The organism is Shewanella maritima, assembly GCF_004295345.1.
Taxonomy (GTDB): Bacteria; Pseudomonadota; Gammaproteobacteria; order Enterobacterales; family Shewanellaceae; genus Shewanella; species Shewanella maritima.
The window spans coordinates 2,468,579-2,487,500 of record NZ_CP036200.1; the positions used below are offsets into that span (position 1 = coordinate 2,468,579).

The window sequence follows — 18,922 nt, forward strand, 5'->3', positions numbered from 1 at the left end:
CTCAAAGCTCATTTATGCCCATAAAAAGCGCGCGATACATGTTTATGAACTCGCCCTGTAACTCAAGCATATTTAAGGAACTACTATGCAACAATTACCACCTTCAGCGGTAAGCGATGTGATTGCCAGCGGAGGAGTGATTGCTTATCCAACCGAGGCCGTTTATGGCCTTGGCTGCGACCCAGATAACCCACAAGCGATAGAAAAAGTCTTGCAAGTTAAACAGCGTTCCTGGAAAAAGGGGTTGATTTTAGTGGCTGCTGACTTATCGCAATTACAAGGTTATGTTGATTTAACCCAGTTAAGTGATGATCAGCTTAGTTTCGCCAAGCAAAAATGGCCGGGACCATTTACCTTTGTTATGCCCGTAGGCGACAAAACTCAAGCCTTATTAAAAGGCGAGTTCGACTCTATTGCAGTGCGCGTGTCTGCTCATCCTGTGGTGCGCGAGATCTGTAACACCATAGGTAAACCTTTAGTTTCCACCAGTGCTAATCTGGCAGGTGAAGATCCGGCTATGTCGCATCAGCAAGTGCTAGATATATTTAGCGGCAAGATAGATGCTGTGGTGAAAGGTGAGCTGGGTGAGCAAAGACAGCCTTCAACTATTATTGATGCCAGAACTGGCGATGTACTTCGAAAGGGAAATTGATTTATGGCAAATGACGCAAATACGTCTTCGCAAAAGCCAAGTGTGACAGAAGTTAAGGCTTACCTTATTGGATTGCAGCAGGCGATATGTAAGCGCCTTGAAGCGCTAGATGGTAAAGCTGAGTTTAAAGCCGACACCTGGGAGCGAGCAGAAGGTGGCGGTGGAGAAAGTCGAGTATTAACTGGCGGCAAGGTGTTTGAGCAAGCAGGGGTTAACTTTTCCCATGTGGCTGGCGCTGCTATGCCAGCATCCGCAACGGCGCATCGCCCAGAGCTAGCTGGCCGCAGCTTTGAAGCCATGGGCGTATCCTTAGTCATTCACCCAAACAATCCATATATTCCGACTACTCATGCCAATGTGCGCTTTTTTATTGCTGAAAAAGAAGGGGCTGACCCTGTTTGGTGGTTTGGCGGCGGCTTTGACCTAACCCCTTATTATCCATTTGAAGAAGATGTTGTCAGCTGGCACCAGAGCGCATTTGATCTGTGTAAACCCTTCGGTGATGAGGTTTATCCTAAATACAAGAAATGGTGTGACGATTACTTCTTCTTACCTCATCGAGGTGAGACGCGCGGCGTGGGCGGTTTGTTCTTTGATGATCTCAACGAGCACGGATTTGAAAAAAGTTTCGAGTTTATGCGCGCAGTGGGCAATGGCTTTATCGAAGCCTACCAGCCGATAGTTGAGCGCAACAAAGAGCTGGACTACCAAGATGAGCAGCGTCAATTCCAACTGTATCGCCGTGGTCGCTATGTCGAGTTTAACCTGGTGTATGACCGAGGTACCTTGTTTGGCTTGCAAACCGGTGGCCGCACCGAGTCGATATTAATGTCGATGCCGCCTCTGGTGCGCTGGGAGTATGGTTTTACTCCAGAAGAGGGCTCTGAAGAAGCGGAGCTGTACGAGCGCTACCTTAAACCACAAGACTGGCTTGGCTTAGAAGCAAGCTAGTTTAGTATTTCGTTACTGATTACGCATGTGATCAGCTAACGTCGAAATAGCCTGAATAATCACCTGTTGATGTTCAGGCTTTTTAATATGTATTTCGATGGCCGCCCGCATGCAAATCAGCCACTGATCACGCATATTTTCGTCAATGGCAAACGGCATGTGTCTTGCTCTTAAAGCAGGATGACCATATTTTTGCTGATATAAGTTAGGGCCGCCCAGCCAGCCGCTTAAAAACTCATATAGCTTTTGCTCCGACTCAGCGATAGGTGCGCGGTGAATTGCCAGTAGCTCAGCTGTTTCCTTTCTTTGCTGCATTTGTTGGTAAAACTCATGCGCGATAGCCTTAATTACCTTATCACCGCCAATTACATCATAGGCGTTCGATTGCTCAGGGTGGCGCTCAGTCGAATTGTTGCTAACACGTTTTTTTAGCCAGGACAGCATGGTGATATTCACTGTGGTTATTGTCTTAACCCATATGGTAACAAACCTTAACTTGGCCAACACTGCGAATCGGTTAACGATTTGAAACTAAATTGTTGTCGGTTGTGGCTATATTTTCAGCGGTAATTTGTTTAGATTAACTGAAAATAATAAGGAGAGCGCTAATGGCCAAATTCGCCACAACTGCGATAGCTATCGCGGTCAGCTTTGTGATTGCTGGTTGCCAGTCTGAGCAACAGGATGCCAAAGTTACCATCAACAAAAATCCCTACCCGAGTACTTATAAACCACTTACTAGTGATAGCTTGCTGATCACTAATGCAACCGTATTAACAGGCACAGGTAAGCGACTTGATAATGCTGACGTATTGCTACTTGATGGCAAAGTGAAAGCTGTTGGTGTTGATCTTGATGCCCAAGGCGCAAAGACAATTGATGCCAAAGGAAAGTGGGTCACGCCAGGCATTATTGATGTGCACTCACACCTAGGGGTTTATCCAAGCCCTGGCGCCGAGTCACATAGTGACGGCAACGAAATGACCTCACCAGTTACTGCAGAAGTGTGGGCTGAGCATAGCGTGTGGCCGCAAGACCCTGGCTTTAACCAAGCACGTGCTGGTGGTGTGACTACACTGCAAATCTTACCCGGCTCTGCCAACTTAATTGGTGGCCGTGGTGTGACCTTAAAAAATATGCCAGCTGAGACCATGCAGGCGATGAAGTTTCCTGATGCGCCTTATGGTTTGAAAATGGCCTGTGGTGAGAACCCTAAGAAGCTTTACGGTAAACGCACTCAAGCACCAATGACGCGTATGGGTAACATGGCTGGTTATCGTCAGGCCTTTATTGAAGCTACAGAATATAAGCGCGCATGGGATAAATATGAGGTTGATTACGCTAAAGGTTTAAACCCAACAGCACCTGAGCGCGACTTAACCTTAGACACCTTAAAAGGGGTGTTAGATGGCGAGATTATGATCCACAATCACTGCTATAAAGCAGAAGAAATGGCGATGATGATCGATTTAGGTAAAGAGTTTGGTTATCACTCCGGCACCTTCCATCATGCTATTGAAGCCTACAAGATTGCCGACTTACTGGGTGAAAACGGCAACTGCGCTGCGATGTGGCCTGATTGGTGGGGTTTCAAAATGGAGGCTTACGACACGGTTCTAGAAAACGTAGCCATTGTTGATGCAGCGAAAAACTCTTGCGCCATTGTTCATTCAGACTCAGCAACTACCATTCAGCGTCTAAACCAAGAAACAGCCAAGATCATGGCAAGTGCCAATGCCAATGGTTTTAACTACACACCGGAATATGTGATTAGTTGGATCACCTCTAATGCTGCTAAATCCCTAGGTATTGCAGACAAAGTGGGCTCACTTGAGGCTGGTAAAAACGCCGATGTGGTGATTTGGAATCAAAACCCGTTTAGCGTTTATGCTCAAGCAGAGCAGGTATTTATTGATGGTGCTAAGGTTTACGACCGCTTTGATGAAGCCTATCAAGCTAAAAGTGATTTCATGCTAGGTCAGCAATAAGGAGCAAGGCAATGACTAAGATTAATCAATCATTACTTGCGCTGGCAATTACTGCAAGTACCTCAAGTGTTGCACTGGCTGAAAGTGTGGCTATCACTAATGTGCAGTTACACACTGCATCAGCACAAGGTGTGTTGGAAGATGCCACAGTGGTGTTTGTTGACGGCAAGATCAGCGCAATTAACCCAGCCGCGGTTTCGGCAGAGACCATTATTGATGGTAAAGGCAAGGTGCTAACACCAGGCTTTATTAGTACGATGAACACAGTTGGCCTAGTGGAAGTTGGTCAAGAAAAGGATTCGCGAGACACTGGCGATGAGCGCGCTGGCATGACGTTTGACCCAAGCCTGGCTTACAACCCAAAAAGCACCACTATCGCTTTTGCCCGCAAAGGCGGTTTAACCACTAGCGTAGTCTCAGCTGATGGCGGCGAAGATATTTTTGCTGGGCAGACTTTTGTCGCAAAAATGAGCGGCGACTGGGATAGCGTTATTTCAACTCATGGCGCGCTGTTTGTAACCTTAGGTGCTGAACATGATGGCTCGCGAGCAGTGGGGATGCAAACGCTTAGCGCTAAGCTGGAAGAAACCCAAAAAGCGCTATCGTCTGCAAACAAAGGTGAAGCCGAAGAAGATACCGAGTTAGACAAAGAAGCCGTTGTTCTTAATGCTGTGCTTGCAAGCGAAAAAGCACTCGTTGTACAAGTCGACCGCGCCAGCGACATCATGCAATTGCTCAAGCTTAAGAAGCAATACGGCATTGATTTAGTGCTAGTTGGCGCCGCTGATGCTGCAAGTGTTGCAGAGCATATTGCCAAGGCAGATGTACCTGTGCTGATTGATGCCATGCGTAACCTACCTGAGAGTTTTGACTCACTACATAACTCACTTGATAACGCCGCTAAGCTGACACAAGCTGGAGTCAAAGTGGTGTTGACCACAGGCGGAGCACACTCGGTTTACGGTTTGCGTTATGCGGCAGGTAATGCCGTGGCAAATGGCATGGATTACCAAGCTGCACTGAAATCGGTCACCATAAATGCTGCACAAGTGTTCGATATTGAGGCCGGTGAGGTTGCGGTAGGCAAACGCGCGGATTTAGTGTTGTGGAGTGGCGATCCTTTTGAGTACTCTACTCAAGTTGAAGCTATGTGGATTGGCGGCGAAGCGCAGTCGATGCAAAGCCGTTTAGATAAGTTACGTGATCGCTATCTGACACAATCAGACATGCCGCGAGCCTATTCTAAATAGCAGCAAGTAACACAAGCTAAAGTGACGTAAACCAAGTGACATAAACCAAAGCAACACAAGTAAACAGGAACATGCATGACCGCAAAATATGCCGTATTTGGTAACCCTATCGCGCAAAGTAAATCGCCTTTTATTCATGGTGATTTTGCCAAGCAAACTGGGCAAGATATTAGTTATCAAGCGATTTTTGCCGAGGTTGATGCTTTTCCTGAGGCTTTAGCTGAGTTTTGGCAGCAAGGTGGTGTAGGCGCCAATGTGACAGCACCTTTTAAGCAGCAAGCCTTTGAGCTTAGTGACGAGCTTAGCGAATTAGCTAAGCTCTCAGGTGCGGTCAACACACTGATTAGGTTAGATAACGGCCGAGTGCGCGGCGACAATACTGATGGAGTAGGCCTAGTAACCGATCTTGAGGCGCACTTTGGTGAGCTTAACGGTCGCTCTGTCCTATTAGTTGGTGCTGGTGGTGCGGCGCGAGGCTGCATTAAGCCCTTGTTAGATGCTGGTGCACAGATCGTTATTTGCAATCGCACCCACGCAAAGGCGCAGTCGCTAGCTGAGTTATTTGCCGACTATGGTGAAGTTAAGGCTGTTGCTATCGATGATTTAGCTGATAACGCTGGTTATGACATCGTCATTAACTCGACCTCAGCCGGACTTGCTGGTGGGTTAATTGCGCTACCAAGCTCGATTATTGGTAAGCAAACCCATTGTTATGATATGACCTATAGCGCAGAGCAAACCGTGTTTAACCAATGGGCACAGCAAGCTGGTGCTAAAAAGGTGGCTGATGGACTAGGAATGCTGGTTGGTCAAGCCGCGCAAAGCTTTTACCTGTGGCGCGCGGTAAAGCCCGATGTCAGCGTGACTATGGCGAAACTTCGTGAGCTGCTAAGTCGTGGTTAAGCCGTTAGCTATTAATAATCAGCAGATAAGAGCAATATGAACCAAGCAATTCAGTTCGATAATGAGCTAACCATCATTGATAACTCAGTGCGCTTTAATGCCCAGCAACAAGGGCAAGTGTTGGTGTGTGTGGTGAGCTTTGCTGATCTTCAAGCGTTAAATCAACAGCTTAATTATGCCAATGAGGTTGTATCGTCAGAGAATGCGCTGCAAGTGTTTGAGTCATTAAGGTTCGATATTGAAGAACTCGCCGAACAGCAAATTCTTGATGAGCAAGTGAATGGACAAGGCGAGGTACATATCAGCGCATAGGGAGCTAGGGCTTCGTTATTAAAAAAGTCACCGATTCCGGTGACTTTTTGCATTTAGGACATATCGTAACTAGTTGTTTAGTGCTGTTAGCAACTAGTCGTTTGTTAGCTCTTCTATATATTCATTTTTTAAACGCACATAGTTATCGGCTGATTGAGGTAAAAATGCCAGTTCTGCTTCGGTCAGTGGGCGCGCTTGTTTACACGGATTGCCGACATATAAATAGCCACTTTTTAGCGTCTTATTTGGCGGGACTACGCTGCCTGCGGCGACGATGACATCATCCTCTACCGTTACGCCGTCAATAATAACAGCGCCCATACCAATCAATACTCGGTTGCCAATCTTGCAGCCGTGAAGCATAGCTTTGTGGCCTATGGTGACATCATCACCAATAATCAGCGGAAAGCCCTCTGGGTTTGATGGCGACTTGCGGGTGACGTGCAATACTGTGCCGTCTTGTACGTTACTACGCTCGCCAATGCGAATGATGTTGACGTCACCGCGCGCGGCAACTAATGGCCAAATGCTGGCATCTTTGGCGAGATGAATATCACCAACGAGAACGCTGGCTTCATCAACGTAAACACTGGGATCGATTGTTGGAGTAATACCCTTGTAGGCACGAACTGACTGTGACATTTGATTTCCTTATAAGCGCACGAGCTATACTTGGTTGCAGAATATAACATGATTGGCCGGTTAATGAGCTTATCCTTTAGTTTGTGGTGTGGGATCTGTTTCTTGTCATGTTTATTGATTAAACTAGCCGCAATTAGCGCAAGCACATTTTTAACTAGGTTAAGTGGTTTATGAAGATAGTTATCGCCGGTACAGGTTATGTCGGCTTATCAAACGCGATTATTTTGTCGCAGCATAATGAAGTTGTTGCCTTGGATATTAATCCAAAGCGCGTTGAGCAGCTGAATAATCGTATTTCGCCAATTGTTGATAAAGAAGCGGAAGACTTCCTCAATACAAAAACGCTTAACCTAATTGCGACCCTGGATAAGCAGCAGGCTATCACAGGTGCCGATTACGTTATCGTAGCAACACCAACTGACTATGACCCTGAAACCAACTACTTCAATACAAAGTCAGTTGAGTCTGTGATTGAAGATGTGATTGCGATTAACCCGCAAGCGACTATCGTGATTAAATCGACTGTGCCAGTTGGTTACACAAAATCACTTAAAGGAAAGCTGGGTCATGACAACATCATTTTCTCACCAGAGTTCTTGCGCGAAGGGCGTGCGGTACACGATAACTTGTTCCCATCACGTATTGTGATTGGTGAGCGTTCAAAACGTGCTGAAGTTTTTGCTAACTTGCTGGTGGAAGGCGCAATCAAAAAAGATGTGCCTGTGCTATTTACTGATGATACGGAAGCAGAAGCCATTAAGCTGTTTTCTAATACTTATCTGGCCATGCGCGTGGCATACTTTAATGAGCTAGATACCTATGCTGAAACCCATGGTTTGTCATCAAGACAAATAATCGAAGGTGTTGGTTTAGACCCTCGCATTGGCTCGCACTATAACAATCCATCATTTGGTTATGGTGGTTACTGCCTGCCTAAAGATACCAAGCAACTTTTGGCTAACTACCAGGATGTGCCAAACAACATTATCGGCGCAATTGTGGATGCTAATACCACTCGTAAAGACTTTATTGCTAACGCGATTCTAAAGCGTAACCCAGAGACGGTTGGTCTATATCGATTAATCATGAAGTCAGGTTCTGATAACTTCCGTGCATCGTCTATTCTCGGCATTATGAAGCGCATTAAAGCCAAGGGCATTAACGTGGTGATCTATGAGCCGGTTATGGAAGAAGATAGCTACTTTAATTCGCCGCTTATTCGTGATGTCGATGAGTTTAAGAAGATGTCTAATGTGATTGTGTCTAATCGTATGATGGAAGAGCTGCTGGATGTTGAAGATAAAGTCTATACCCGAGATTTGTTCGGCTCAGACTAGTCTTGTTAATTCCTGAATGCAGGAATCAAGATTCCACCTCATAACAAAACGCACCCGATTAGTGGGTGCGTTTTTTTAGCTTCAACCACCTTTTTAGGTTGGCAATTATAATTCAATTAGGTTTGCCTGAAACTTCTAGTTTTTCCAGATTTAGCAGCTCTCATATTTCGCCCACGTTACAATGAAATTTAAAGCTCGTCGTGAACACTTCCTTGTGGACTCGAAGAAAACATCCTTGTTTTCAACGGCTTTAAATGTCATCGCAACTACATGCTTTAACTTTAGCTGTTTAGACTTTGTTCCCTTCTAGGAAGTTAACAAAAACCTCCTGCTTCTTCAGAAGGTGGTTTTTTTACTTATGATGGTGTTCGAAGTTATCAGCTTAATCAGCTGACTTACTTGGAATAGCCAAATACAAACCCACTAGAATACAGCCAATACCCGCCAGCTTGGTGGCACTGACGGTTTCACCTAACCAGGGAAAGCTGACCGCAGCGAGATAAACAATCACATAGCTCAAGCTTAGTAGCGGATAAGCCTTAGATAACGGCAGATGTTTGAGCGCCATAATCCAGCACACCATAGACAACGCATAGCAAACAAGCCCAGCGCCGACAGCGAGAGCGCTAGCTATTGCGAGGTCAAACAGCGGCATAAACTGCAGCGGTGATAGTAAGGCTTCAATTTGCGGCCATAATTGGCGCAAGTTAGCCATTCCCCACTTCATTGCTAGCTGGGCGGTCGAGATCAGTGCGACACTGGTTAGTGCTAAGGCGATGCCTTTAGATTGGCTCACTTTATTAATGGCTGTCGTTACCATGTTAAGCCTCCGCTTAGCAGGGCGACACCAAACATAATCGCGACAACACCAGTCCACTGCTTTGCTGAGATAGTCTCGTTAAAGCAGTATTTTGACATCAATAGCATGACTACAAAGTTGATGCTCAATAGTGGGTAGGCGGTGGATACTTCCCAGTCAGTCAATACTGCTAGCCAGGTTAATGCCCCCAAACCTAAAAATACGATGCTGAGTAAAATAGGTTTATTAAACAGCTTCTGCATTGTGGTGAGTTCAGGGTGCGCTTCAAAATAACTTGAAGCGCGCTTTTGCCAGTACTGACTGAGTGAGCTAGCAATCACTGAGCTGAAAAACAGGGCTAGGGTCAACACTGTTAGTTAGCCACCGCATCTGCTTGCTCGTAAAAATACACCTGGTATTTACCGCGAACGACCTTTTGGTCTGGCGCGTTAATATTGGCAGGCACGTCCACTTCGCGGAATAAAATCATCACAGCTTCATCTTGAGTTTGGTGCTCGATAAAGCCATTGAGATTGTCCAGAGGTACAAAGCGATGGCTTGAATCAGGATAGTTCAGACCATAAGTTAACTCACCTTTTGAACCAGTTAGGTAAACATCGTGACGCTTAAAGTACCAGCTAAATGCCGACATGGTGCTTGGGTGATCGCCAACCAGTACCGTATTTTCTGTGATTAGCGGGCTAACCTGCTTTAAAAAACGTGCTGGCATTTTGCCATCAATACTAATGTTAGGAATGATGGCCCACACTAGTAAGAATAAGCTCAATGGCATTAGCATGTAGCTTGATACTTTCGCCTCTAGCGTTTTCACCTTGGTCGCAACGATAGCCAACGCAGCCCAGGCGCCAAATACCAAAGTGAGTAGCCAAGGGCGATACGCTTCATCTTCGGTGAGTGGCAGTTTGCCAATATAGAACAGCACAAGCACAGTGACTGACACTAGAATAAAAAAGCCAGCATTGATGTAAGAGCCGATATTAAAGCCTTTAGATTTATTCTTGATAGCATTCATTACCCTTGCGCTAGAATAATCGCAATTGGCGCCATGCAAGGCAGGATATAAGTTGCTAGCTTGCCTTTGGCAATAGAGAAGAATAAAAACGGCAATACTGCCCATAAAATGGCGTAACGAATTAATCGCGAGTCCCACTGACCAGACATATGTTTAAGTGCCGCTGGTGCAATAAATAGCCAAGGGATAGTGCCAAGCATTAAAAACGGAATGTAGTACCAAAATGGCGCAGCGTGCTGGGCGTTGTCAGCGCTAAAGCGTTGGATATGCTCAACCCAAAAGAAGTAGTGCCAGTAGTCAGGCTCTGCTGCATGTACTGCTAGCGCCCAAGGCAAGGTCACCACTAGTGCAACTAGCATAACCCACCAACCCCACTTTAAGATTTCGAGCAATTGCTTTTGCCAAATCATAAATGGCACTACCACAATTACTGGTAAGGCGAGGGCGAGAAAGCCTTTGGTCATTAACGCAAACGAACAAAACAGTCCGGCTAAGCCATAGTTACGCCATCTTGCTGATGTGTTGGGTGAGTCTGCCGCAAAGAAGAAAGCGGTAAAGGCGGCGGTAAGCCATAGGTTAAGCATGCCGTCGAGCACACTGTACGAGCCTAAGTTGTTAACCAGGAACAGGCTTAAAAATACCGCTACAGTTACCCAGGCTTGTTGGCGATTAGCAAAGCGCGCGACGAGCAAAAATAGACACAAGGCTGCGCCAAAGGTGCTAAAGGCTGAAGCAAAACGCACTGAGAAGTTATTTTCACCAAAAATGACCTGTGAAATCGCATTCATCCAGTGGCCCATAATTGGCTTTTCAAAATAGCGTAGGTCGTTGAAGGTAGGTACAATCCAGTTATTGTTTTGTACCATTTCGCGGGCGATTTCGGCGTAACGCAGTTCATCTGGTGACCAAAGATCACGTAACCCTAGCGGTAAGATATATAGCGCGATAAAAAAAAGCGGCACAAGTACCGCTAGATTAATTTTAGATTTAGTCATTCTTCTTCCAATTAAGAACTTGCAGTTTTCTCTACCATAGAACGCTGGTGGCTAAGCCAGCCTTCACGTCCCTCAAGTGCTACATTGACAATAGTGTCTTGAGGTAAGTTTTGTTGGTCATAATCATCTAATAATTCGACTAAGGGTACAAACTCAATCTTGTTTGCCTTAGCTTTTATCAACAAATCTTCAAACATCTGCGCGCAAACAATCCCTTCCACTTCGGCGTGAATGGTGTACACGTTGAGTTGATTTGGTTTGATCAGCTTGATGATTTCATCATTGTAATTGTCTGCTGTGACATTCCCTTGACCAATCAATTCATCATAAGTTGGCAAGGTAACCGGAATTTGAGGCGCTAGGCCTTCTCCCGGGCTGAATATCGACTCGCCGCGGCAATCACTGTTGTAGTTAAAAGCAAACTTTTGCTTTTCAACTAAGGTTTGCTCGTTGCAGCGCCAGCCAGCGACTGCGCTGGTTGTTGGTGCTTCACCAGTGATTTGACTCAGCAAGTCATGACCTTTTTTGATTTCACTGTGCAGCTCGTTAGCTGACATAGTGTCGGTCTTCATTTGCCACTTGTGATGATCCCAGGCGTGCAAGCCCATTTCATGGCCTGCAAGCTGAGTATCTTTAATGATGTGTTTAAGCTTTTTACCAATGACAGGCCCTGGCCAAATAGTGCCGCGGATAAGAATATCCCAGCCATAGAGGCTAGCAGCTTTTGAGCGCAGCATTTTCTTTAAAAACGCAGGGCGTAGCAGGCGCCAAATATGACGCCCCATGTTGTCAGGGCCAACGGTAAAGTAGAACGAGGCCTTTACATCATGCTTGGCAAATAACTCAAGCAGCTTGGGCACGCCTAAGCGCGTGCCACGAAAGGTGTCAACGTCGATCCTAAGACCGACTTTGGTCACTGAGCCTTGGCTCATTTTCTTTCGTCAATTGCTGATTTCAAGAAGAAGTCTAAGGTGTCTTCAATGGTTTGGTCCATCATGATCTTAGGCTCCCAGTTCAGCAGTTTCTTCGCATTGGCAATGCTTGGACGACGGTGCTGAACATCTTGGTAACCATCACCGTAGAAGGTGTGGCTTTCAACTAGGTTGTAGCCAGCAAACGGTGGGAATTGATCACGTAGCGGGTGCTTGTCGAACTTCTCAACTAGCGTTTCAGCCATCACCTTGATGCTCGCTTCGTTGTCAGGCTTACCAATGTTGATGATTTGGCTGTCACAAAGGTTGTCTTTGTTCTCAATAATGCGGAATAGCGCTTCAATTGCCTCTGAGATATCGGTGAAACAACGTTTTTGCTCACCGCCGTCAATCAGCTTGATTGGCGTACCTTCAACTAGGTTTAAGATCAGCTGAGTAATCGCACGGCTAGAGCCAACACGAGCTGAGTTTAAACTATCTAGGCGAGGGCCCATCCAGTTAAATGGACGGAATAGGGTGAACTTAAGGTTGTCTTTTTTACCGTAAGCCCAAATTACGCGGTCAAGCAGCTGCTTAGAGGTTGAGTAAATCCAACGCTGGCGGTTAATTGGACCAGTAATTAGCGGTGAAGTATCTTCGTCAAACTGCTCGTCAGTACACATACCGTAAACTTCAGAGGTCGATGGGAAGATGATGCGCTTGTTGTATTTCACACAGGCACGAACGATTTTTAAGTTCTCTTCAAAATCTAGCTCGAATACTTTTAGTGGGTTACGGGTGTACTCGATTGGTGTAGCAATCGCAACCAGCGGTAATACGATGTCACACTTCTTAATGTGGTATTCAATCCACTCGTTGTGAATGGTGATGTCGCCTTCAACAAAGTGGAAGTCTGGGTGCTCAAGGTGTTGCTCAATTTGGTTTGAGCTCATGTCCATGGCGTAGATTTCGTACTTGCCATCGTCAAGTAAACGCTTAGTTAGGTGGTTACCAATAAAGCCATTGGCACCCATGATCAGTACTTTTTGGCGACGAGTAGCAGCAATGACCGCACTGGCTTGCGGGCCAAAACGCATGCCTTCTACTAGGTGCATTTCAGCGGCTAGTTGATCACCACTTAGGAATAAGCCATTTTCAGTTTGGCCAGAGTTAACCTGCAGTGCACCTTGTGCACAGGCAATTGTCAGCGGCTTAGTTGCTACGATTGTGCCAGGGGTAACGTCGTAGTTTTTATCAATCGCTTTAGCGCTCCAGATAATGACTTTACGCTCACCTAGGAAAGAGAAAGCACCTGGGAATGGCTCAGTTACCGCGCGAACTAGGTTAAATACGGTGCGTGCATCGTTGGTCCACTTAATTTCACCATCAGCTGGGGTGCGGCGACCAAAGTAGGTTGCTTGGCTTGCATCTTGCGGTGTCAGTGTGTGAGTGCCAGCAACGATAGCAGGTAGCGTGTTTGCAAGTAGCTCTGAAGCTGCTTTAGTCATAGCTGCGTGCAGTGTTGCTGCTGTGTCTTCGTCGCTAATGGCGATTTTTTGCTGAGCAACAATATCACCGGCATCAGGCTTAGCTGTCATAGTGTGTAACGTCACACCAGTTTCTGTTTCACCATTTACCAGTACCCAGTTGATTGGCGCGCGGCCACGGTAGTTAGGTAGTAGTGAACCGTGTAGGTTGAAGCCGCCTTTAGGGGCAATGTCTAAGATCTCTTGGCTTAGCATGTGGCGATAGTAGAAAGAGAACAATGCATCTGGCTGCATCTTCTTAATCTTTTCAACCCAAAGTGGGTGGTTTACATCTTCAGGTGCGAATACTGGGATACCTTTGCTTGCAGCTAGCTTAGCAACAGACTCAAAGAATACATTTTCGTTAGCATCGTCAACATGGGTGAATACTGCTGCGATTTCTACGCCAGCCTCAAGCATGCTCTTGATGGCAGCGCAACCAATGTTGTGATAAGCAAATACGACTGCTTTCATGGGATTTCCTTACAAAGTTAAATTTTAAATAGCTGCTACTGCTTACTTTCATCGAGCTCACGTGCTTTCTTGGTGGCGGCGCCTACCAAGATGTCTTGCACGTAGTAGCGAGGTCTAGCTCTTACGTCGGAATAAATTCGGCCAATATATTCGCCTAGCAACCCAAGTCCAACAAATTGGGCGCCAATAAAGATAAATAGTACCGAGAATAGTGGGAATACACCGTCAACGCCCCATTCGGCGCCGTAAATTAGGCGAAGCCCCATTAATACCACTGCTAGCATCAAACCCAGTGCGGCAATACCGCCACCAACTAGGCTTAGCATACGTAATGGTGCTGTGGTCATACTGGTGAGCAAATCAAACATCAAATTGATCAGGCTCATAAAGCTGTATTTTGAGTCACCGGCAGCACGTTCGGCGTGCATTACGTCTATCTCAACCGTGTTGCGAGCAAAGCCGTTAGCAAGAATTGGGATAAAAGTGCTGCGCTCATGACACTCAAGCATGGCATTAACTACATGGCGACGGTATGCACGCAACATACAACCATAGTCATTCATCTCAACACCGGTTGAGCGCTTAACTAGCTTGTTGATCAGTTTAGACGGGTAACGACGTAAACGACTATCTTGGCGGTTCTTACGCACGGTACCAACAGAGTCATAGCCTTCTTCGGCTTTTGCTACCAGGTTAGGGATTTCTTCTGGCGGATTTTGCAGGTCAGCATCTAGGGTGACAATTAAGTCGCCACGTACATGCTCAAAGCCGGCCATAATAGCGCTGTGTTGACCATAGTTGCGGTTAAGAATTACGCCGACAACGTGACTGTCTTTCTCAGATGCTGCCGCTTCAATTAGCTCAGCACTTTTATCACGGCTACCATCGTCAATTAGAATAAGTTCATAATCTTTATCCATCGAGTCTGCAGCGGCTACTGTGCGCTTGATTAGCTCTGGCAAGCTGGCTTCTTCGTTGTATACGGGAATGACAATCGAAACGAAGTCGATACTTTGGTTGTGTTTCATGTTTATTGTCCAACAATGTCTTTAATAGCGGCAATTACCCGATCGATATCGGTTAACTCCATTGACGGGAATAATGGCAGTGAGCAAATCTGCTGACTATTGCGCTCGGTATTGCTTAGGTTTGGATTGATTTCACCAAATAAGCTAGCGTAATTTTCGCGGTAGTATTTTTGGGTGTGGATGGCTTTAAAGTGAATACCCGCGCCAATACCACGTACTTTTAACGCAGCAATGAGATCGTCTCGGTTAATCCCGGTTTGACTCGGGTCAACACGAACGATCATTAGGTGCCAGCAATGTTTGTGGTCATATTCAGGGATAGCTAATGGTGTAAAGCCATCTAGTTGAGCGAGCTGCTGGCGGTAGTAGGTGACTAGCTCTGTACGTTTAGCTGTGATTTGTTCAATGCGCTCAAGCTGGCCAAGGGCCAATACAGCGCAAATATCTGGCATATTGTATTTAAAGCCTGGCTCAATCACTTCTGCCTGAGGTGCACGACCTTGAGTCTCACGATCAAAAGCGTCAACGCCAAGGCCATGGAATTTCAAGCGGCGAACTCTTTCGGCAAGCTTGGCATCATGAGTGGTTAAAATGCCGCCTTCTGCTGTAGTGACGTTTTTAATAGCATGCAAAGAGAATAAGCAAGTTCCCGTTTTGCCGATTGGTCGACCTTGGTATTCGGTACCTAGCGCGTGCGCAGCGTCTTCAACAATAGCAATACCATGTTTGTCGCCAAGGGCATATAAAGCATCTAAGTCTAAGCTCGCACCAGAGTAGTGTACTGGCACAATGGCTTTGGTCTTGTCGGTAATTAGTGGCTCAATTAGCTCAGCTGTTGTCATTAAGGTATCTTGGTCAACGTCAACAAATACTGGCTTAGCGCCTAACAGGGTAATTAGGTTTACTGTTGATACCCAAGTAAGAGACGGAGTAATTACTTCATCACCTGGGCCTACCCCTAGAGCAAGCAGAACAAGGTGCATGCCGGCAGATGCGCTACTTAAGCTGACCACGTGAGAGGTTTGGGTATATTGTTGAACTTGGTTTTCTAGCTCAGCACTTTTAGGGCCTGTGGTGATCCAGCCTGAGCGCAGCACATCTGTGACAGCTTGAATATCATTATCATCAATGGCTGGTCGACATAAAGGGAGAAATGCCTGACTCATGTTATATCCTTAAACCTGTACCTAGCTGCACATTCCAAAACTCAGGTACATGCTTCTGGATCACATGTCTCTGTATTAGATATAGCAAGCTGGATGAAAGCGATAAGCGCTCGATAGTCGGATTGCTTATCTAGCAAAGCGGCGATTATATCGTTTTATGGCTCGCAATGTAGTGCTTGGCCTTAATTTAAGCTGAAAAATGTACAGTTTTTTTAATCAGCAGCCAAAGTTAGCTATTTTAGCTATATAAAGTTAACGTCTACCTACGACTTTATTACCTATCGTTAGTTCATTAACGGTCGTTTTCACCATACTTTGATGTGACGTTCAAACATAATGCAGGCTCGTAATAGCTAGTACCTTTATCAAGATGTACTAAAAATCTACGTTTTAGCCCGCAAAAACAGCGATTAGTTCATTAAGTATTCGCTTAAGCTGTAAATCATAAAAAACTTCAAAAAAGCCCTTGCGCAAAAATCTAAGCTCCCTATAATGCGCTCCCACTGACACGGCGCAGCGGCCAACACAAAGTGTAGGTAGCAAGCGTGACAGTTTGATTTGAAGGCATTTAAGCCACTCAAATCAAGGCGAAAAGAAAGTTTGAAAAAACACTTGACGCCAACGCGGGAAAGCGTAGAATACGCAGCCCTGACCCGATGAGCCAAGCGCTAACGGGATGCTCTTTAACAATATGACAAGTATATCTGTGTGGACATTCACAGAGCGTTAAATTCGACAGATTCATCTTTTGATGAGTCACAAAATTTAAAACTCAAAGATGTTCATACGACACAAGTTAATTTGAATTGATGATTCGATTTAAATTGACGCATGACAGTAGAATTCATTGAGTCGAACGAAAGTTCGTAAAAACTTTTAATTGAAGAGTTTGATCATGGCTCAGATTGAACGCTGGCGGCAGGCCTAACACATGCAAGTCGAGCGGAAACGAGTTATCTGAACCTTCGGGGGACGATAACGGCGTCGAGCGGCGGACGGGTGAGTAATGCCTAGGGATCTGCCCAGTCGAGGGGGATAACAGTTGGAAACGACTGCTAATACCGCATACGCCCTACGGGGAAAGGAGGGGACCTTCGGGCCTTTCGCGATTGGATGAACCTAGGTGGGATTAGCTAGTTGGTGAGGTAATGGCTCACCAAGGCAACGATCCCTAGCTGTTCTGAGAGGATGATCAGCCACACTGGGACTGAGACACGGCCCAGACTCCTACGGGAGGCAGCAGTGGGGAATATTGCACAATGGGGGAAACCCTGATGCAGCCATGCCGCGTGTGTGAAGAAGGCCCTAGGGTTGTAAAGCACTTTCAGCGAGGAGGAAAGGTTAGTGGTTAATACCTACTAGCTGTGACGTTACTCGCAGAAGAAGGACCGGCTAACTCCGTGCCAGCAGCCGCGGTAATACGGAGGGTCCGAGCGTTAATCGGAATTACTGGGCGTAAAGCGTACGCAGGCGGTTCGTTAAGCCAGATGTGAAAGCCCCGGGCTCAACCTGGGAATTGCATTTGGAACTGGCGAACTAGAGTCTTGTAGAGGGAGGTAGAATTTCAGGTGTAGCGGTGAAATGCGTAGAGATCTGAAGGAATACCGGTGGCGAAGGCGGCCTCCTGGACAAAGACTGACGCTCATGTACGAAAGCGTGGGGAGCAAACGGGATTAGATACCCCGGTAGTCCACGCCGTAAACGATGTCTACTCGGAGTTTGGTGTCTTGAACACTGGGCTCTCAAGCTAACGCATTAAGTAGACCGCCTGGGGAGTACGGCCGCAAGGTTAAAACTCAAATGAATTGACGGGGCCCGCACAAGCGGTGGAGCATGTGGTTTAATTCGATGCAACGCGAAGAACCTTACCTACTCTTGACATCCAGAGAACTTTCCAGAGATGGATTGGTGCCTTCGGGAACTCTGAGACAGGTGCTGCATGGCTGTCGTCAGCTCGTGTTGTGAAATGTTGGGTTAAGTCCCGCAACGAGCGCAACCCTTATCCTTATTTGCCAGCACTTCGGGTGGGAACTTTAGGGAGACTGCCGGTGATAAACCGGAGGAAGGTGGGGACGACGTCAAGTCATCATGGCCCTTACGAGTAGGGCTACACACGTGCTACAATGGCGTATACAGAGGGTTGCGAGACCGCGAGGTGGAGCTAATCTCAGAAAGTACGTCGTAGTCCGGATTGGAGTCTGCAACTCGACTCCATGAAGTCGGAATCGCTAGTAATCGTAGATCAGAATGCTACGGTGAATACGTTCCCGGGCCTTGTACACACCGCCCGTCACACCATGGGAGTGGGCTGCAAAAGAAGTGGGTAGCATAACCTTCGGGAGTGCGCTCACCACTTTGTGGTTCATGACTGGGGTGAAGTCGTAACAAGGTAGCCCTAGGGGAACCTGGGGCTGGATCACCTCCTTATCGACACGAATTTAGACCTGTTGAGTGTTCACACAGATAACTTGTCGCTTCTTTTATAAGAAGTGAGAGTCAAATGCGCCGCGAGCCGGTTAGCATTGTTCTTTAACAATTTGGAAAGCTGATAGTATTTTTATGTGAAAACATAAAATGCGAAATAATTGAGTTCTCAAAACACTATTTAAGTGTCTTGAATATTCTAAAACTAAGGCGATACACATGAATGAGTTTACTCATTGGTGTGATTTATCAAATAAACCAGCTAGTCACCTATGTGGCTTGAATGACTTACATTAGTAAGACTCATTTGGGTTGTATGGTTAAGTGACTAAGCGTATACGGTGGATGCCTTGGCAGTCAGAGGCGATGAAGGACGTAGTAACTTGCGAAAAGCGTTGGCGAGCTAGTAACAAGCATTTGAGTCAACGATGTCCGAATGGGGAAACCCAATTGCATAAGCAATTATCCTAACGTGAATACATAGCGTTAGGAGGCAAACCCGGGGAACTGAAACATCTAAGTACCCGGAGG

Annotated in this window: 17 protein-coding genes and 2 rRNA genes (1 of these 19 only partly in view); 9 read left to right on the top strand and 10 right to left on the bottom strand. The window is 46.3% G+C overall.

Annotated elements, in window-relative coordinates:
- Nucleotides 1-85 precede the first annotated feature (85 nt).
- Nucleotides 86-652 carry an L-threonylcarbamoyladenylate synthase type 1 TsaC gene (gene tsaC, locus EXU30_RS10500; protein ID WP_130599844.1) on the top strand — a complete coding sequence of 189 codons (567 nt, stop codon included), beginning with the start codon at nucleotides 86-88 and terminating at the stop codon, nucleotides 650-652.
- A gap of 3 nt (nucleotides 653-655) precedes the next feature.
- Complete coding sequence (hemF, locus tag EXU30_RS10505) at nucleotides 656-1,603, top strand: oxygen-dependent coproporphyrinogen oxidase (RefSeq protein ID WP_130599846.1); 948 nt, start codon at nucleotides 656-658, stop codon at nucleotides 1,601-1,603.
- Nucleotides 1,604-1,615: 12 nt separating this feature from the next.
- Here the strand turns inward: hemF and EXU30_RS10510 are convergent, their stop codons facing one another.
- Nucleotides 1,616-2,044 carry a group II truncated hemoglobin gene (locus tag EXU30_RS10510; protein WP_130603413.1) on the bottom strand — a complete coding sequence of 143 codons (429 nt, stop codon included), beginning with the start codon at nucleotides 2,042-2,044 and terminating at the stop codon, nucleotides 1,616-1,618.
- Between the two features lie 167 nt (nucleotides 2,045-2,211).
- Between EXU30_RS10510 and EXU30_RS10515 the strand changes: the two genes are divergently transcribed.
- The 4 genes from EXU30_RS10515 to EXU30_RS10530 all read left to right on the top strand — a co-directional run bounded on the left by EXU30_RS10515 (nucleotide 2,212) and on the right by EXU30_RS10530 (nucleotide 6,056).
- On the top strand, nucleotides 2,212-3,591 hold the full coding sequence (locus EXU30_RS10515; protein ID WP_130599848.1) for an amidohydrolase: 1,380 nt from the start codon (nucleotides 2,212-2,214) through the stop codon (nucleotides 3,589-3,591).
- A gap of 11 nt (nucleotides 3,592-3,602) precedes the next feature.
- Entirely contained in the window at nucleotides 3,603-4,841 is a 1,239-nt protein-coding gene (locus tag EXU30_RS10520) for an amidohydrolase family protein (RefSeq protein ID WP_130599850.1), read from the top strand.
- A gap of 75 nt (nucleotides 4,842-4,916) precedes the next feature.
- Nucleotides 4,917-5,744, top strand: a complete 828-nt coding sequence (gene aroE, locus EXU30_RS10525) for a shikimate dehydrogenase (RefSeq protein ID WP_130599852.1) — start codon at nucleotides 4,917-4,919, stop codon at nucleotides 5,742-5,744.
- A gap of 36 nt (nucleotides 5,745-5,780) precedes the next feature.
- On the top strand, nucleotides 5,781-6,056 hold the full coding sequence (locus tag EXU30_RS10530; RefSeq protein WP_130599854.1) for a DUF1488 family protein: 276 nt from the start codon (nucleotides 5,781-5,783) through the stop codon (nucleotides 6,054-6,056).
- A 93-nt stretch (nucleotides 6,057-6,149) separates the two neighbouring features.
- On the opposite strand, the gene EXU30_RS10535 is transcribed toward EXU30_RS10530, so the two are convergent.
- Entirely contained in the window at nucleotides 6,150-6,698 is a 549-nt protein-coding gene (locus EXU30_RS10535; protein ID WP_130599856.1) for a gamma carbonic anhydrase family protein, read from the bottom strand.
- A 170-nt stretch (nucleotides 6,699-6,868) separates the two neighbouring features.
- Here EXU30_RS10535 and EXU30_RS10540 point away from each other — a divergent pair, with 170 nt between their 5' ends.
- Nucleotides 6,869-8,035: a nucleotide sugar dehydrogenase gene (locus tag EXU30_RS10540; RefSeq protein ID WP_130599858.1), complete on the top strand. Its 1,167-nt coding sequence runs from the start codon at nucleotides 6,869-6,871 to the stop codon at nucleotides 8,033-8,035.
- 382 nt (nucleotides 8,036-8,417) lie between these two features.
- On the opposite strand, the gene arnF is transcribed toward EXU30_RS10540, so the two are convergent.
- Genes arnF through arnB form a run of 8 tightly spaced genes read right to left on the bottom strand, consistent with a single transcriptional unit; the run spans nucleotide 8,418 to nucleotide 15,967 of the window.
- Complete coding sequence (arnF, locus tag EXU30_RS10545) at nucleotides 8,418-8,855, bottom strand: 4-amino-4-deoxy-L-arabinose-phosphoundecaprenol flippase subunit ArnF (protein WP_130599860.1); 438 nt, start codon at nucleotides 8,853-8,855, stop codon at nucleotides 8,418-8,420.
- Nucleotides 8,849-9,205 (bottom strand): EamA family transporter, encoded by a 357-nt coding sequence (locus EXU30_RS10550; RefSeq protein ID WP_130599862.1) that lies wholly within the window; start codon nucleotides 9,203-9,205, stop codon nucleotides 8,849-8,851. The genes arnF and EXU30_RS10550 overlap by 7 nt, the downstream gene beginning before the upstream one ends.
- Before the next feature lie 2 nt (nucleotides 9,206-9,207).
- Entirely contained in the window at nucleotides 9,208-9,867 is a 660-nt protein-coding gene (locus EXU30_RS20600) for a glycosyltransferase family protein (RefSeq protein WP_242620190.1), read from the bottom strand.
- Entirely contained in the window at nucleotides 9,867-10,862 is a 996-nt protein-coding gene (locus EXU30_RS20605) for a phospholipid carrier-dependent glycosyltransferase (RefSeq protein ID WP_242620191.1), read from the bottom strand. Before EXU30_RS20605 ends, EXU30_RS20600 begins: the two co-directional genes overlap by 1 nt.
- Before the next feature lie 11 nt (nucleotides 10,863-10,873).
- Complete coding sequence (gene arnD / locus EXU30_RS10560) at nucleotides 10,874-11,794, bottom strand: 4-deoxy-4-formamido-L-arabinose-phosphoundecaprenol deformylase (protein WP_130599864.1); 921 nt, start codon at nucleotides 11,792-11,794, stop codon at nucleotides 10,874-10,876.
- Nucleotides 11,791-13,773 carry a bifunctional UDP-4-amino-4-deoxy-L-arabinose formyltransferase/UDP-glucuronic acid oxidase ArnA gene (gene arnA / locus EXU30_RS10565; protein WP_130599866.1) on the bottom strand — a complete coding sequence of 661 codons (1,983 nt, stop codon included), beginning with the start codon at nucleotides 13,771-13,773 and terminating at the stop codon, nucleotides 11,791-11,793. The genes arnD and arnA overlap by 4 nt, the downstream gene beginning before the upstream one ends.
- A 35-nt stretch (nucleotides 13,774-13,808) precedes the next feature.
- Nucleotides 13,809-14,801 carry an undecaprenyl-phosphate 4-deoxy-4-formamido-L-arabinose transferase gene (gene arnC / locus EXU30_RS10570; protein ID WP_130599868.1) on the bottom strand — a complete coding sequence of 331 codons (993 nt, stop codon included), beginning with the start codon at nucleotides 14,799-14,801 and terminating at the stop codon, nucleotides 13,809-13,811.
- 2 nt (nucleotides 14,802-14,803) lie between these two features.
- On the bottom strand, nucleotides 14,804-15,967 hold the full coding sequence (gene arnB, locus EXU30_RS10575; RefSeq protein WP_130599870.1) for a UDP-4-amino-4-deoxy-L-arabinose aminotransferase: 1,164 nt from the start codon (nucleotides 15,965-15,967) through the stop codon (nucleotides 14,804-14,806).
- 877 nt (nucleotides 15,968-16,844) lie between these two features.
- On the opposite strand from arnB, the gene EXU30_RS10580 reads away from it, so the two are divergent.
- Both EXU30_RS10580 and EXU30_RS10585 read left to right on the top strand, forming a co-directional pair.
- Nucleotides 16,845-18,394 (top strand): 16S ribosomal RNA (locus EXU30_RS10580).
- Between the two features lie 315 nt (nucleotides 18,395-18,709).
- A 23S ribosomal RNA gene (locus tag EXU30_RS10585) occupies nucleotides 18,710-18,922 on the top strand; it runs 2,676 nt beyond the window's last position.
- Together the 16S and 23S rRNA genes form the textbook arrangement of a ribosomal RNA operon.